The following is a 14,835-nucleotide window of genomic DNA, read 5'->3' as shown; positions in this document are numbered from 1 at the left end:
GTGGCATGACCACCACCGGGCAGCCTCGGCCTTCACGACGCCGCCGCGTGCTGGTCGTGGTGGGCCTGGTGACGACGGCGGTGATAGCAGTGGTATTGATGTGGTCGCTGCAGCGTTCCATGATCTATTTTCCCGATACCTCTGCCGTCCCGGCCGCGGCCGAAGTACTTGAGGGCGGCCGCGATCTCACGCTGCACACTGCCAACGGGCTCCAACTATCAGCCTGGTTTGCACCTCCTGCTGGCGAGGCAGAGGCCCGTGAACTGGCGATTCTCATGGCTCCCGGCAACGCCGGCAACCGGGCAAACCGTCTCCGTCTCGCCCAAGCCTTCCAGGCCCGTGGTTTTGCGGTACTGGTTATGGACTACCGCGGTTATAGCACCAACCCGGGCTCACCAAATCAACACGGTCTAATTGCCGATGGCCGAGCTGCCGTCCAAGCGCTAGAGGACCTCGGCTACCCACCCAAGTCCACACTGTATTTTGGTGAATCCCTGGGTGGTGGCGTCATCGCGGCCCTGTTAGCCGAGCACCCACCGGCCGCGGCCATCTTCCGATCCCCATTTACCGAACTGGCTGATGTCGCAGCCCACCACTATCCCGGCCTGTCGGTGCGCCTGATCTTGCGCGACCGGTTTCCCGTCGTCGACCATGTCGCACACACTGATGTGCCGATTGCAGTCATCCGAGCCGAACACGACACCGTGATTCCAACTCACCTCAGCGCACACGTGGCCGATGCGGCACCGCACCTGCTATTCGATCACGTTATGGACGGCGCGAACCATAACGATCCAATCATGTTTGGCCCACACATCGCCGATTTTGTGGCGGAGGTGGCCGATACCCTGAATGACTAGGCGCGAAAGCTCCCGCACAGTGCGCTCCATCACGTAGCCTAGAGGCAATCACGTTGCACCCACCCACCGTGTCTGAAGGGGCGACCCAGATCATGACGCCAACATCGGCTCCTCGCTCACGCATCCGTTCCCGACTCATCACAATATTCCTTGGGCTGCTCGGACTCCTCGGCGTCGCGGTGCTGGTGGTGGGTGGCTACGTGATGTGGTCGGTTCAGCGGGCCTTCCCCGACACCAAGGGCACCCTGCAGGTCAGCGGGCTGGACCACAGCGTCACAGTACAGCGCGATGCTCGCGGCATCCCCACGATCACCGCGGAAACCTCACACGATCTTTTCATGGCCCAGGGCTACGTGCATGCTCAGGATCGGTTTTGGGAAATGGACTTTCGCCGCCACATGACCGCAGGGCGGCTGTCCGAACTATTCGGCGAATCCCAACTGGGTGCCGATAAATTCCTGCGCAGCCTCGACTGGCACGGCGTCGCCGCCCAAGAAATCGCCGACCTACCCCAGCGCGAGCGCGCCTACTACGAGGCCTATGCCGACGGCGTCAACGCCTATCTAACCGAACGCCAAGGTGGCGCGCTGGCCTTTGAATACACTGTGCTGGGCCTACAAAACCGCGGGTATGAGCCAGAACCCTGGACGCCGGTCGATTCGGCCGCCTGGTTGAAAGCCATGGCCTGGGACCTGCGCACCAACCTGGAAGAAGAAACCGCCCGCGCACTGCTCACCCAACAGCTCGACGCCCAGCAGCTGGCCGACCTCTACCCGGAATATCCCTTCGAGCAACACCCGGTCATCCTGGCCGAAGACCCCAACGGCTCCAACATCGACAGCACCCAGATTCCCCAAGCCACCGGCCCCAGCGGAGCCGAAAACATTGATGCCCGACCCCGAGCCGCAACTACCACCCCAACCAGCGACCTTGACCTCGCCGGTGTCACCGACCTGCTGACCACACTCGATGCCCTCATGCCGTCAGTGGGCGAGGGCATCGGTTCTAACTCGTGGGTCATCTCCGGCGAGCACACCGACACCGGGCTCCCCCTGCTAGCCAATGACCCGCACCTTGGCGCGACCCTGCCATCGGTCTGGCACCAGGTGCATCTGCGCTGCGCCACCATCACCGAGGACTGCGCCTACGATGTGGCCGGCTTTAGCTTCTCCGGGCTGCCCGGCGTCATCATCGGCCACAACCAAAACATCGCCTGGGGATTCACCAACCTCACCACCGACGTCGCAGACCTCTACGTCGAAAAAATCCAGGACAACGGCTACTGGCACGACGGCGAACTGCACGACTTTGAAACCCGAAACGAAACTTTCAAGGTCGCCGGCGGGCAGGATGTTCGCTACGAGGTCCGCTCCACCCACCACGGTCCCATCCTGTCGGATCTCGAACCAGACTTTGAAACCATTACGATCAACCCAGCGATTGCCAATGACGACGACGTCCCACCCGGTAAATTTGCCCTGAGTTTGCGCTGGACGGCCCTGGATGTCACCACCACACCGCGGTCCATTTTCACGCTGAACCGGGCGCAAACCTTCGCCGATTTCCGCCAAGCGGCCTCCGAATTCGCCGTCCCCGGCCAGAACCTGATCTACGCAGATACCCACGGCAACATCGGCTATCAGGCGCCCGGCAAACTGCCCATCCGCGGCGCCGGCGACGGCTACCTACCCCAACCCGGCTGGGACAGTTCCTACAACTGGCAAGGCTTCATCACTTTTGATGACCTGCCGGTGAGCTACAATCCCGAATCCGGCTACATTGTCACCGCAAATAACGCGATCGTCACCGACGACTACCCGTACTTTTTGTCTCGCGACTGGGACTACGGCTACCGCGCAGCACGCATCGTCGAGCAACTCGAAGCCCTCATTGCCGCAGGCCCGGTGACGGTCGAGTCGATGTCCCAACTGCACATGGACACTCAATTCCCCGGTGCCGCACCGCTGCAACAGGCCTATGCTGGCATCGACGTAAAAAACGACGACGTCCAACAGGCCCTGGACATGCTCGCCGAATGGGATGGAAATAATGACGCCGACTCCGCGCCGGCAGCCTATGCCAATGTGCTGTGGAATCACGTCACCCAAGCCATGATGGACACCCAGGACGCCGACATCACCCGAGACGATCAGTCTCGGCTCTTCGAATTCTTTACCATCCAACGTGAGGATCCTGACAGCACCTGGTGGGGCGAATCCCAAGGGGCCCTGCTGGCAGACGCCGCCGAGGCCGCCTATAACGAGTTGGTTGCTGCACAAGGATCCGACCCCGAGGACTGGAACTGGGGTGACCTGCATGCGTTGACGCTGCGACACGAGTCCTTTGGCAATAGCGGCATCGCGCCCATCGAAGCGCTATTCAATCGCGGCCCCTATCCCACCGGTGGTGGCTCGGGTGTCGTCAACGCCACCGGTTGGGAACTGGACGAAGGCTATGCGACCACCAGCGTTCCGTCAATGCGCATGGTGGTTGATCTCAGCGACTGGGACGCCTCCGTGTGGCAAAACCTGACCGGTACCAGCGGTCACGCGTTTCACCGAAATTATGTTGATCAGGCCGACGATTGGGCCCAGGGCAAGCAATTCCCGTGGGCATACTCACCGGAAGCCATCGACGACGCCACTCAAGCCGTGCTCGTCCTGGAACCCACAGCTAAGCTGTCATGAAGCCTTCAGCCATAACGCACGCGATATTTAATGTGCGTAACGCCTTGTCCCTCGGCGGCTCGCAGCTGCTCTAACTCAATGTCCGCCGGGTCGACGCCGTCGAATAACTGCCGCCCGTCACCTAGCAGCACAGGTACCAGATGCAGCTGTAACTCCTCGAGCAGACCGTGGAGCAGCCCCTGCCGGATCGCCCCGCCGCCGTGCAGGCCCACTTCTTTATCTCCTGCCGCATTTTGCGCATGCTCAACGGCGGCCTCGAAGCCATCATTGACGAAACGAAACGTCGTGCCGTGCCGAACGTCGTCGGCCAAATACCTGCTGGTAACCACATACACCGGAACACCAAACGGCGGTTTGGCACCCCAGACGGCTTCGGCATGTTCATAACTATCCCAGCCCATCACCACAGCACCGATCCGCGTGTACTCCTCGGCGATAATGTCGTGCACACCAGACTCCGGTCGGTCAATGACATCGCGTGGCAGCCAGGCATGTAACACCTCACCACCTTCACCCAACATCTGCTGCGCTGAAGGATTCAGCCCGGTGTAGTACCCGTCTAAAGAAATGCTCACACTGGCATAGCAGCTCATGACGCCTCCGGATCGTCGACCTCGAGCACCACTTCTTTGCCGTCGTTCAGGCCAACCGTTTTCCGCCCACCGAAGGGCTCTGGGATCATCTCCACGTCATACACCCCATTTTGGGTGACGACGCCGTGGCGAACACGCATCTTATAAGACGGGCCTGCTGCAGAGAACATCCCAAAACCCGGGCCAACCGTCACCGGTGCGATAAGAAACCGATACACATCCACAACTCCGGCCTGGTGCAGGGTCCGTGCCAATTGCACACTGCCATGGACCTGGAGTTCACCCTCGCGCTCGACACTTTTCAGGCGTCGAATTTCATCGAGAAAGTCATCACCCAGACGCGTCGATGAATCGGCCCAGACGTCCCCGAGCGCAGAAGATGTCACCACGTATTTCTGCGAGGTATTGATCAGGTGGGCGACCAGATCGTCCGGGTCGCTGACCTGCGGCCAGTGGGAAGCAAAGATGTCGTAGGTGCGACGCCCCAGCAGCAGCGCTCCGCATTGATCAAACCAGCGGGAGACCGCTTGCCCGCAGCCTTCATCGAAAACCGACATCAACCAGCCGCCGTCTGTAAAACCACCCCGAGTGTCCTCTTCTGGACCACCGGGCGCTTGGCTGACACCATTGAGTGTCATAAAAAGATTGATACTGAGCCGCATAATGAACTCTTCCTCCCATACGTCGTGAGGATGGCTCACAGACCAGTCTAAAAACCAGGCTGGAAAATAACTATGGCTCCGGAGAATACTCGAACGACGACGTCGTGACTTCGGCATTCGTACGTTGTGGGTGAGAACAATCCATCACCGTTTGACCAGGGGTTTTCCACAGATTAGTGACCGCCGGTGTTACAGAAGAATCTTGGGCGCTAGCGTCGCGATTATGGGACAAATCATTTACGAAACCGCCACCAGCTTGGACGGATACCTGGCCGATCAACACAACTCATTGGCATGGCTTTTTGCTGTGCCAGGTGGAGACGATCCACGACTTGCTCCGCCGCGTGCTGCCATACAGGTCATGGGATCCACCACCTATGAATGGGTACTCAACGAATTGGGCGCATTAGAGAAGATGGATGCCTGGGGTAATGCGATGTCAGATGTGGTGACCGTGGTCTTCACGAGTCGACAGCTTCCTGTCCCGGGTGATGCCGAAGTTCGTTTCATGTCGGGCAACGTGTCTGCGGCGATACCCCAACTGCGTGAGCTAGCAGGTGACGGGATCATCTGGGTGGTCGGCGGTGGGGGACTGGCATCGCAATTTATTGCCGCCCAAGCTTTGGATGAAATCGCGCTCAGTGTCGCTCCGGTCGCGCTGATTGACGGTGCGCCACTGTTGGATCAGCGTATCGAATCAGATCGGTTAACTCTGGTTGAGGCCCAGCAGATCGGCCAGTTCGCTCGGTTGCGATACCAGGTTATGTATCCTGGCCATGACTGAGAATGGGAGTCGGAATGCGATTGAAGTTAGATCTGCACGATATTTACAACAAGAGTCGCGACCTTGATCGAGCGTTACATGACATCATCGACGAAGCGGAAGCCACCAAGGCTAAGACCGTTGAGATCATTCCGGGCAAGGGCAGCGGCGCGCTGAAAAAACGAGTCCTGCGGTTTCTCGATCGCAAGGACATTAAAGCCCGGTATCACCGGGTTGAAAAAGACAGTAAGAACTTCGGCCGGGTGTTTGTCCATTTCAAACACTGAGTTCTGATGTTCCTGCTTTCGGATACACAGTATCTCTATCGATACAGCGTTGACGGTGTCAGCGTGTATCCAGGCTGATATGGATAGTATAAAATGATGATCACGCCTATAGTACTCAGCCGAACCGGCATCGCCACGCCACCTGAAGACGTCTCGTATGGTTGGCTCGGCGACATTGTCGTGGCCGTCATGGAAGCGCTCGGTCCGATTGGACTGAGCCTGGCAGTATTTATTGAAAACGTCTTCCCGCCAATACCATCGGAACTGTTTCTTGCGTTGGCCGGATTCACCGCTGCCAGTGGAACATTCACCCCAGCAGCCGGCATATTGTGGGCGACCATTGGTTCGGTGACCGGAGCGTGGGTGCTCTACGGTCTGGGTGCCTGGTTTGGACGATACCGCTTATACAAAGCGGCCTACATGATGCCGTTAGTCGATATTGACGACGTCGAACGCACCGAACGATGGTTCCTGAAATACGGCTACTGGACCGTGTTCTTTGGCCGAATGATCCCGATTTTTCGCTCGCTGATCTCAATCCCAGCTGGGCTTGAACGAATGAACTTCTGGCTGTTTACGCTCTTCACCGCCATCGGCTCGTTGATCTGGAACACGATCTTCCTTATGGGTGGCTATCTGCTGGGCTCGAATTTCCATCTGATTTCCGACTATGCAGACGTATTTTCCAACGTGGTGCTGAGTGCCGTCGTTGTGGTCCTTGCGATCTGGGTGACCGTACGAATTGTGCGCAATCGCCGTCGTGCCAATGATCCGAACTATCAGCCCGAAAGTCCCGAGGAAGCTGCCGCGAGAATTGACCGGTTGGTCGCGCAGAAACCATACGGGAGTTCACGCAGTTCGGAGAGATGAAGCGCCTCAGGGTAGCAACAGCATGTGTTATTGCTGTCACATTCAACTATCTGGTTGTGAGTTTCGGGTCGGCAATATTCAATCGTGCTTGAGGCTCTCAGTTCAATTGTGACTAGGAAGGCAATGGCGCACAACCCTCGTTGGAGAGGTTCAGTAGAAATTCCTTGAGCTTTGGCGTGCGTGGACATAAACCTTCTCCTGGGCAAATGTGCTCGGCACATGCCTAAGGTGTACCGGGTTACCATCATTCTTTTTGCTTCGCGTGCCCGAATCTCGGCCCGCGACGCTCACAACATTGAAGGGACGCACCTTTCATGACTGAACCTGATTTGGTCTTGACCATTGCTGGGCTCGCCATCATCGGTGTGACCGTCGGCTTGCTTATCTGGGGCAAGGTTTCTCCGGTGGTCGCCATGGCAGTGGTTCCCACGGTCGGAGCACTGATATTAGGCTTTGGGCTCGAAGACCTCCAAGGATTTTTTGACTCAGGCCTGAGCCAAGTGATGAGCATCGTAGTGATGTTCATTTTCGCCATCATATTCTTTGGCATCTTGTCTGACGCCGGGTTATTTGATCCGGTGATTCGAAGACTCATTCTCATGACACGCGGTCGGGTCATCCTGGTCGCTATTGGCACCGTATTGATTGGCGCTTTGGCACACCTCGACGGCGCTGGAGCCACCACCTTCTTGCTGACCATTCCGGCGTTACTGCCGCTATATCAGGCACTCAATATGAGCCGCTATCTGCTGTTGCTCCTCGTGAGTCTTTCAGCTTCGATTATGAACATGGTGCCCTGGGGTGGCCCATTGATTCGGGCTGCCACGGTGGTCGGTGAAGATCCCGGTGAAATGTACCAGCCGCTGATCCCACTGCAGGGTGTCGGCCTGCTACTTCTCATCGGTTTGGCTGTGCTCTTGGGCGTCCGGGAAATGCGTCGTATTAACGCCAGAGTCGGTACCGGCACCCAGCAATCCGTTGGAAACGTTGACGTGGGTAAAATTGCCAACGACTTTACAGCCCGCCAGAAACTAGAGCGCAAAGACCTCGAGGGCAAGATCAACGCCCACCCGGTTATTTACTGGTTGAACATTGTCATCGTCATCGCCGTGCTCACCACCATGTTAGCCGGCTGGCTGGATCCGGCCCTGAGCTTCGTACTGGGCGTTGCAATACTGCTCCCAATGAACTTCAATTCGGCCAAACTCCAAATTGATCGGATGAAAGCCCACGCCCCCAATGCGCTGATGATGGCGGCTGTGATCATCGCCGCGGCCGTGTTCTTAGGCGTGCTCAATGAATCCGGAATGTTAGAAAACGTTGCGCTAGCCATGCTGCAAATCATCCCCGAATCGGTGGGGCAGTACTTGCACCTAATTGTTGGATTCTTCGGAGTGCCGCTGGATATGCTCACCTCCACCGACGCCTATTACTTTTCCGTACTGCCTGTAGTAGAAGCAACCGCAAGCCAATTCGGTGTCTCCCCGACATCAACTGCATATGCCCTGTTGGTCGGCAATGTCATCGGTACATTCGTCAGCCCATTCGCTCCGGCAGTCTGGTTGGCGATGGGACTTGCTGACGCAGATATTGGTAAGCACATTCGCTATTCGTTTGTGATCATGTGGGGCTTCAGCATCCTGATGCTGCTGGTCGCGGTACTCATGGGGATCGTACAGGTGTAGCTTAACCACTTGCCCTATCGAACGTGAACCCGCAACGTGCTCGATTCGAATGTAGAAAAAACCGGCGGTGTACCTTCGGGATCAAGAAGGTACACCGCCGGTGAATCTGTCAGACGGGTGGGTCTTACAGATGGTTCATGGTGGTTATGGGGTCAGCCTATTACGCTTGACCAAGAACAAGACTAGACCAATTGCTAGGGCAGCCAGACCAATCGCTACGACCCACATGATGCTGGCACCGGTGTTGGCCAGTGCGCCGTCACGATCGGTATCAGCGACACGATCAGCGTCAGTCAGATCATCATCGTTGGCGTCATCAGAATCGTCACCATCGGTACCGCCGACATTGTTGCCGTCGGTGACATCGTTGCTGTTTGGATCCTGGGTGTTGTCATCATCCTCGCCCGGGGTTGGAATCGGCGTTGGATCCTCATTGTTATCGTCATCGTTATCTTCAGCTGGGGCTTCAGCCACGGTGACAACGCGCTCGAATTCAGTCTCGTTGCCGGCTTCGTCCGCGACGCGGTAGGTCACGGTCTGGGCACCCAGCACCGAGGTGTCGATTTCGCCGTCGACGTCAACGTCGTCAGTGGTCAGCACGGCACAGTCATCGGAGATTTCCAGACCGGCCAGCGGATCAAATTCGCCGTCGAGTTCAACGGTAGCCGCACCGGCGGTGATGACCGGTGCGGTATGGTCACGCAGCAGTTCAACCTTGTCGACGACTGTGCCATCGAGTTCAACCGTATTGGTGGTGACAGTGCACTGGGTGACTTCAACACCGGTGATGTTCTGTTCACGCTGCTGGTCGCGGAAGCGCGGGACATAACCGTCGCGGTAGCTTCCAACGTCCTGCAAGTTGTAGAACTTGGAACCACTCGAGGAGTTGGCCGTGACGAACAGGGTCTCATCCTCATCCGAGGTGACACGAACGTAGTTGCCGTCTTCTAGACGTTGGCTGGAGTCCGTGCCCTCGTAGTCGGCGATCAGTTCCTGGTCGGTGACATTGCCTTCAGCATCGACAATGACTTCGGATGCAGCAGGATCAACCTGATTGCCTTCACCGTCAATCAAGTAGCTGCGCGTGTAGGAGTGGTCGTGGCCGGTCAGTACGACGTCGATATCCAGGTCATTGATGATTGGGCCAAGGTTGTCACGGATACCGTCGGTAGTGCCGGTGACCGAGTGATTACCGCCGCTGTACAGCGGGCGGTGGAAGGTCAGCATGGTCCACGAGACGTCGTCGCCGTGTTGTGCGATAGTGGTTTCCAAGAACTCACGGTGAGCGTCGTAGTCGGAACGGAATTCGGTGCTGATGTTTAGGTGCAGCACGTCGTTGTAAATGAACCAGTAGCTACCTTCGGTTGGGTCGTAGTCTGCCAGGTTTGGCAGGTTGTAGTGCTGACCGAACAGATCCTGTGGCGAGCTGCGGTTGTAGTCGTGGTTGCCAAGGGTTGCCATCAGTGGCTGCGAACGCAGCTGCTGTGGCGCGATGAACGTCAGATATTCATCTGGGGTACCGGAGTAGGTCTCAACCTGGTCGCCAACAGAGTGGATGTATTGGGATTCGGGGAATAGCTGATCGTTGGCATCAAGGGCACGCTGCCAACCGGCACCATCCGACTGCAAGTTACCCGACGAGCCCAGCTGTGGGTCACCGACGAGGGTGAAAGTGTGTTCTACATCGTTGGAGTGGACTTCAAACTGGGCGATATCGGACCATGTGCCTTCAGCGGAACCCACACGGTAGCTGTAGGTGCCTGGGGTCAGAGCCGACAGGGTGGCGTGGGCGTATTGTTTGCCCTCGTGAGCGGAATCGTCCTGGACGGATGTTTCGATGGTTGTGGCATTTTCAGGCATAGTGTCTACTGCGCCGGAGGCGATCTGCACGGACTCTGCAACGCCGGAGTCTGTCAGCCATGACAGACGGCGCTCGGACGGGTCAGCACCCATCTGCAACAGCATGGCGGTCGGGCCTTCTGGCTCGTTGGTCTCCACCGTGAGGTGTTCCAGTTCGAAGTAGAGATCCGAGCTATTATCACGACCATTGTGCAGTTGGACGGCGATGGTGTTTTCGCCGTCTTCGATCAGGTCTTCAGGGACCGTAAACTCACGGTAGCGCGGAGCTGATGCGTTGGCACCACCGTAGACCAGGTTGCGATCATCGCCTTCTTCGGTGAATGCCAGCTCTTCGTCATGGAAACCGCCAACGCGCTTGCCGTTGACATAGATGATTGCGGCGTCGTCGTACAAGATCGCGCCGTTGACTTCATCGTCCTGGTCGAGTTCATCGGTGTCCACCGTGAATTCGGAACGGAAGAAGAAGGCTTCCTTATTGGTGTTTGTGCTGTCTTTGTACTGTGACAGCAGGTTGTCTGGTGTGTAGCCGCCATTGAGCTCAGCTATTTCGCCGCGAAGCGCGCCGAAACTGCCAGGGGCAGAATCCCATGAGGAGTCGTCGAATTCTGGTGCGGTCCAGTCGGTGCGGGACGGCAGGCCGTTGGCCGGATCCGTTCCGTCGTCAAGGTAGCGCCACGTAGTGGTTTCGTCGATCAGAACGTCAGATTCTGGGTCGACTTCAAGGTTGGCTTGTGCTGGGGCAATAACCGCCAGGCTGGATGCCACGAGCCCAACGGTCAGCGTTGAGGCAGGCAGCCAGCGAGAGATGCGAGTCAAGAAGGTCACCTCCGAGGAGTGATGTTTGAGTATTTGAGGGAACATTCGACATCGTGGCGAGAGCAGTTGAACGTTCGGCGATATATGTCTGCCTGTTGGGGCACCTGAAGGTTGCCGACAGGTGAAGTCAGCGGTCTTTTTGGGGTTTTATGAGCAATGACACACGGTTTTTCACCCAGGGAACTGACTTCTCATCCATCCGCCACGGCACCGCGGGCCCTTATTTATAACAAGAACGCAACGAAGAGGTAACAATTCAATAACGTCTCTCTAGTCGAGGGCGGGCCCCAGTGCACTGAGTACAGATCGGCAACAGCTTGCCGGTCTGGGCGGGTTTTCAGGGCCCATGACAGGGTGGATTGCGTGCGAAAGTCGCGGTTTAGCCGGTTGATCTGAATCCTCAGCTCGTTATTGTTGAGCTTATGCATCTTTCCGAAACCAAGAACGATCCTTCTGGTTCTACTATCAATCTCCGGTCGCCGAGGCTTTCTGATGGCGCCAATATTTGGCGTCTGACCCGTGCAACCGGGGTGCTTGATCTGAACTCTTCGTACCACTATCTGCTGTGGTGCCGAGACTTCGCCGATACCAGTGTTGTCGCCACGACCCAGGACGGCACCCTGATGGGTTTTGTTACCGGATTCTTTCGGCCAAACGACCCCACCACCCTGTTGATCTGGCAGGTCGCCGTCGATGCGGCGGCACGAGGCCAGGGACTGGCCAGCAGGATGCTGGATTATTTGGTCGAAACCACTGGAGCAGAGCACCTGGAAACCACCGTGACCGATGACAATGCCGCGTCCAAACACCTTTTCGCTTCGCTTGCCCACCGACACGAAGCGGCACATGATACCGAAGCGTTGTTCACCCGCGAGATGTATCCGGATGGGCATGACACCGAATACTTACACCGCATCGGACCGTTAGTACCCGAGCTGCTACGTCGTCGTGCGGCTGCCAATGAACTGGCGCTGAACTAATCACTCACCCGATTTCCTAATTTTATTGCGCAGCTGTGCTGTGCAAAAACAGTTCACCAACACCCTGAAAGGGCTTTCATGGATACCACCATTTTCGAAACCACAGAATCACAGGTCCGCAGCTACTGCCGCAGCTGGCCCACCGTGTTCACCGCAGCCTCCGGCTCGACCCTCACTGATGAGCAGGGCAAAGAATACATCGACTTCTTCTCCGGGGCCGGTGCCCTGAACTACGGCCATAACAACCCAGAACTGCGCACCGAACTGCTCAACTACCTCAGCTCCGATGCGCTGGTGCACTCATTGGACATGATGACTCCGGCCAAACGGGAATTCTTGACGGCGTTCAAGGAGATCATCCTGCAGCCGCGCGAATTGGACTATAAAGTCATGTTCCCTGGGCCAACGGGTACCAACACCGTGGAAACCGCGCTGAAATTAGCACGCAAGGTCACCGGGCGTCAGCACATCCTGTCATTTACCAACGCATTCCACGGCATGACCCTGGGCTCACTGTCGGTCACTGGTAACTCGATGAAGCGTCAGGGTGCCGGCATGCCCCTGACCAATAGCTCCAAGATCCCATACGACAACTACCTCGACGGCGAGACCGCAGACTTCCTGTGGCTGGAACGCGTCCTGGAAGACTCCGGCTCCGGCGTGGACAAACCCGCCGCGATCATCGTGGAAACCGTCCAAGGTGAAGGTGGCTTGAACGCCGCACGCGCCGAATGGCTGCGCGGTCTGCGCGAGCTGACCCAACGCCACGACATCCTGCTGATCGTCGACGACGTCCAAGCCGGCTGCGGCCGCACGGGCACCTTCTTCAGCTTCGAGGAAGCCGGCATCGTTCCAGATATCGTGTGCGTCTCCAAATCCATCTCCGGCTACGGGATGCCAATGGCACTGACCCTGTTCACCCCAGAACTTGATGTCTGGGCACCGGGCGAGCACAACGGTACCTTCCGCGGCAACAACCCGGCCTTTGTCACCGCCACCGCAGCACTGCGCCGCTACTGGGCCGATGACTCGTTCCAAAACGGCCACCTGGCCAAGGTCATTGACACCGTTCAGGACGCACTGACCAAAATCGCCATCGAAGTCGAAGACACATCCGTCAAAGGTCGCGGCCTACTGACCGGCCTGTACTTCCAAGACCCCCAGATCGCCGGAAAAGTCGCCGCCGCAGGGTTCGAAAAAGGCCTGCTGATGGAGACCTCCGGGCCACAGGACGAAGTCCTGAAGCTCATGCCAGCCCTGAACATCGACCTGGTTGTGCTGGAACGTGGCCTGAACATCCTGGCGGATTGCATCGCTGATGTCACCGGTCAAGACATCACTCTGGTCTTTGAACCGGCAACCGCCACCGCCTAAAACCACCACAGCCTGCGAAAGGACCCACATATGATTGTCACCCAACTAGAAGACCTCAACGACACCGAACGCGACGTCAAATCCGAAACCTGGCGTTCCCGTCGCATCGTGTTAGCCCGCGAAGGCGTGGGTTTCTCGGTGCACGACACCGTGATTTATGCCGGTACGACGTCGACATTCCATTACGAAAACCACATTGAAGCCGTCTACTGCGTGCAGGGCACCGGCACCTTGACCAATGAGGAAACCGGCGAAGTTCACGACCTTCGTGACGGCACGCTGTACCTACTCGATGGCCACGAAAAACACACCGTGCGTGCTGAAACCGAGCTGCGCATGGCCTGTGTCTTCAACCCGCCGGTTACCGGCCGCGAAACCCACGATGAGTCTGGCGTCTACCCACTCATCACCGAAGCTGAAGCCGATCGAAAAGTGCCAACTGGTGCACGCGTCGGCGAAGAAACGAAAATCGAGTCCCAGGCAGTCACTCCAGCGATGACCTCCTAGCCGGATTTCGGTTTTTGAGAAAAGACAGCGGCGCAGCGTGTTCACGGCAGACACACGCTGCGCCGCTGTTGCTGCGCCAGGACAAAGTCTCTAGGGCCATTTGACAGGGCAGGTCGCGGGCGTCGTCATGGTGCGGCTTGAAAGAATCCCAGCGGTCTACACTTGAAAGTTGTTGCTTAGGTAGGGCACCTCCTACGCTGAGAATCTTTCATCACGAAAACTTCAGAAGAAAGACTAGAACCTATGTCACGATCTCTCCGCGCCGTAGCTGCTACCGCGATTGCCGGGTTAGCGCTCACCGGTTGTGCCGGCGCTTCCGACGTTCCAGCATTTGATGATATCGAGGCCCAGATGTGGGACTCCATGGCTGCCTCTGATGCGATGGGAATCTCAGGGGCCTTGCCCGAGGAAATGGCCGGTGATGCCGCGGTCATCGAGGAGATGCTGGGTGGAAATCTTTCTGATCTGCAAATCTATGGTGCCTTAGATGGCTCGGCCACGGCGATCCGCCTGGGTGACGCTCAAGAACCCATGATGTCGTTCTTCGGTGACGACGTCTACGTCTCCATGGATATGGTGCTTGAAACCATGGGTCCAATGCTGCCCGAAGACCAACGGAGCCAGGTCGCGGCAGAATTCGCTGGTAAATATGCCGACATTAGTGACAGCGTTGACACAGCAGATTCCATCAATATGGGAGACCTGCTGGACCAGATGCGTTCTGCAGCTGAAGCCGGTGAGACCGATGAGGTCACCGGTTTTAACCTGACTTGCACAAGTGAGTGCTGATTTTCCGGTTGGGTTAGGTGTCGTGCCTAGTCAGCGGGTTTTGAGTTTGCGTTTTGGGTCACTAATTGGGCGGTTTATGATGAGTGCATGGGCTTATTTGTG

General features: G+C 57.3%; 12 protein-coding genes and 1 pseudogene. 10 read left to right on the top strand and 3 right to left on the bottom strand.

All coding sequences use genetic code 11. The features are described from left to right. Positions 1 to 5: 5 nt before the first annotated feature. The gene (locus A6F49_RS15640) at positions 6 to 860 is read left to right on the top strand and encodes an alpha/beta hydrolase (RefSeq protein ID WP_052499951.1); all 855 of its coding nucleotides are present in this window, start codon (positions 6 to 8) and stop codon (positions 858 to 860) included. A 92-nt stretch (positions 861 to 952) separates the two neighbouring features. Then, positions 953 to 3,547, top strand: coding sequence for a penicillin acylase family protein (locus A6F49_RS15635; RefSeq protein WP_043055518.1), 2,595 nt, complete (start codon positions 953 to 955; stop codon positions 3,545 to 3,547). A gap of 5 nt (positions 3,548 to 3,552) precedes the next feature. Here A6F49_RS15635 and A6F49_RS15630 read toward each other — a convergent pair whose 3' ends face one another. Together A6F49_RS15630 and A6F49_RS15625 are read right to left on the bottom strand one after the other, a co-directional pair. Next, positions 3,553 to 4,122: a dihydrofolate reductase family protein gene (locus A6F49_RS15630; RefSeq protein WP_201120377.1), complete on the bottom strand. Its 570-nt coding sequence runs from the start codon at positions 4,120 to 4,122 to the stop codon at positions 3,553 to 3,555. 14 nt (positions 4,123 to 4,136) lie between these two features. Next, complete coding sequence (locus A6F49_RS15625) at positions 4,137 to 4,802, bottom strand: dihydrofolate reductase family protein (protein WP_052499952.1); 666 nt, start codon at positions 4,800 to 4,802, stop codon at positions 4,137 to 4,139. Positions 4,803 to 5,025: 223 nt separating this feature from the next. Here A6F49_RS15625 and A6F49_RS15620 point away from each other — a divergent pair, with 223 nt between their 5' ends. The 4 genes from A6F49_RS15620 to A6F49_RS15605 all read left to right on the top strand — a co-directional run bounded on the left by A6F49_RS15620 (position 5,026) and on the right by A6F49_RS15605 (position 8,407). Then, positions 5,026 to 5,586 (top strand): dihydrofolate reductase family protein, encoded by a 561-nt coding sequence (locus tag A6F49_RS15620; protein WP_043055520.1) that lies wholly within the window; start codon positions 5,026 to 5,028, stop codon positions 5,584 to 5,586. A gap of 14 nt (positions 5,587 to 5,600) precedes the next feature. Next, positions 5,601 to 5,852 (top strand): Smr/MutS family protein, encoded by a 252-nt coding sequence (locus tag A6F49_RS15615; protein WP_043055521.1) that lies wholly within the window; start codon positions 5,601 to 5,603, stop codon positions 5,850 to 5,852. A gap of 93 nt (positions 5,853 to 5,945) precedes the next feature. Further along, positions 5,946 to 6,722, top strand: a complete 777-nt coding sequence (locus tag A6F49_RS15610; RefSeq protein ID WP_150119560.1) for a DedA family protein — start codon at positions 5,946 to 5,948, stop codon at positions 6,720 to 6,722. Positions 6,723 to 7,036: 314 nt separating this feature from the next. Beyond that, positions 7,037 to 8,407, top strand: coding sequence for a CitMHS family transporter (locus tag A6F49_RS15605; protein WP_043055522.1), 1,371 nt, complete (start codon positions 7,037 to 7,039; stop codon positions 8,405 to 8,407). A 144-nt stretch (positions 8,408 to 8,551) separates the two neighbouring features. On the opposite strand, the gene A6F49_RS15600 is transcribed toward A6F49_RS15605, so the two are convergent. Further along, on the bottom strand, positions 8,552 to 11,083 hold the full coding sequence (locus tag A6F49_RS15600) for a metallophosphoesterase (protein ID WP_043056617.1): 2,532 nt from the start codon (positions 11,081 to 11,083) through the stop codon (positions 8,552 to 8,554). Between the two features lie 422 nt (positions 11,084 to 11,505). Between A6F49_RS15600 and ectA the strand changes: the two genes are divergently transcribed. The 4 genes and pseudogenes from ectA to A6F49_RS15575 all read left to right on the top strand — a co-directional run bounded on the left by ectA (position 11,506) and on the right by A6F49_RS15575 (position 14,733). Beyond that, on the top strand, positions 11,506 to 12,063 hold the full coding sequence (ectA, locus tag A6F49_RS15590) for a diaminobutyrate acetyltransferase (RefSeq protein WP_043055525.1): 558 nt from the start codon (positions 11,506 to 11,508) through the stop codon (positions 12,061 to 12,063). A 78-nt stretch (positions 12,064 to 12,141) separates the two neighbouring features. Next, complete coding sequence (gene ectB, locus A6F49_RS15585) at positions 12,142 to 13,437, top strand: diaminobutyrate--2-oxoglutarate transaminase (protein ID WP_043055526.1); 1,296 nt, start codon at positions 12,142 to 12,144, stop codon at positions 13,435 to 13,437. Positions 13,438 to 13,467: 30 nt separating this feature from the next. Then, positions 13,468 to 13,860 (top strand): annotated as a pseudogene (locus tag A6F49_RS15580) (ectoine synthase); the annotation flags it as partial. Positions 13,861 to 14,187: 327 nt separating this feature from the next. Continuing rightward, positions 14,188 to 14,733, top strand: a complete 546-nt coding sequence (locus A6F49_RS15575) for a hypothetical protein (protein ID WP_043055527.1) — start codon at positions 14,188 to 14,190, stop codon at positions 14,731 to 14,733. Positions 14,734 to 14,835 lie beyond the last annotated feature (102 nt).

Origin of the sequence: Enteractinococcus helveticum, from assembly GCF_001657475.1 — a bacterium.
In the GTDB taxonomy this organism is placed as follows: Bacteria; Actinomycetota; Actinomycetes; order Actinomycetales; family Micrococcaceae; genus Yaniella; species Yaniella helvetica.
The sequence above is the reverse complement of the archived record's forward strand: the minus strand, read 5'-3'. Positions and strand labels throughout refer to the sequence as shown.

Coding starts and splice junctions, on each gene's coding strand:
- A6F49_RS15625 (WP_052499952.1), bottom strand. CDS start 4,802: ATGCGGCTCAGTATCAATCTTTTTATGACACTCAATGGTGTCAGCCAA.
- A6F49_RS15575 (WP_043055527.1), top strand. CDS start 14,188: ATGTCACGATCTCTCCGCGCCGTAGCTGCTACCGCGATTGCCGGGTTA.
- A6F49_RS15640 (WP_052499951.1), top strand. CDS start 6: ATGACCACCACCGGGCAGCCTCGGCCTTCACGACGCCGCCGCGTGCTG.
- ectB (WP_043055526.1), top strand. CDS start 12,142: ATGGATACCACCATTTTCGAAACCACAGAATCACAGGTCCGCAGCTAC.
- A6F49_RS15610 (WP_150119560.1), top strand. CDS start 5,946: ATGATGATCACGCCTATAGTACTCAGCCGAACCGGCATCGCCACGCCA.
- ectA (WP_043055525.1), top strand. CDS start 11,506: ATGCATCTTTCCGAAACCAAGAACGATCCTTCTGGTTCTACTATCAAT.
- A6F49_RS15605 (WP_043055522.1), top strand. CDS start 7,037: ATGACTGAACCTGATTTGGTCTTGACCATTGCTGGGCTCGCCATCATC.
- A6F49_RS15635 (WP_043055518.1), top strand. CDS start 953: ATGACGCCAACATCGGCTCCTCGCTCACGCATCCGTTCCCGACTCATC.
- A6F49_RS15615 (WP_043055521.1), top strand. CDS start 5,601: ATGCGATTGAAGTTAGATCTGCACGATATTTACAACAAGAGTCGCGAC.
- A6F49_RS15620 (WP_043055520.1), top strand. CDS start 5,026: ATGGGACAAATCATTTACGAAACCGCCACCAGCTTGGACGGATACCTG.